Consider the following 479-nt stretch of genomic DNA (forward strand, 5'->3'; position numbering starts at 1 on the left):
ATGTTAATGTATACTTATGGAGAAAAGTTTTTGCCCAATGAAAGCGTAAATGCCAAAGATGGTATTTGGGTGCAAGATTCTTTAGCAACGAGTCTTGGCTTTAAAAATGGTGATAAAATTTTAGCTGTTGACGGAGAAAAAGTAAGAAAATTTACTGGTATAACTTTAGCATTTATCAATGGTGAAAATGTTACTATTGATAGAAAAGGAGAAATCATAGAAAAAAAATTACCTGTTGATTTTATTTCTAAGTTAATGGACAGGCGTAAAAATGATGAGGGTCCAATTTTATCCGCTAGAATTCCTTTCATGATAGCTAATATTCCTGATGATTCTCAAAATTCATCAGCTGATTTAAAACCAAAAGATTTAATTGTTAGTGTTAATGGGATTGATACAAAATACTATGATGAAGTTGAGGATGAATTACAAAAGCATAAAGGTCAAAGTATTACTATTACTTTAAAAAGAGATAATAC

1 pseudogene is annotated in these 479 nt (G+C 29.6%); it reads left to right on the plus strand.

The annotated features are described in order from the left end of the window. Window positions 1–479: pseudogene (locus tag IU405_RS00465) on the plus strand (site-2 protease family protein); the annotation flags it as partial.

Source organism: Polaribacter sp. BAL334 (genome assembly GCF_015767435.1).
Taxonomy (GTDB): Bacteria; Bacteroidota; Bacteroidia; order Flavobacteriales; family Flavobacteriaceae; genus Polaribacter.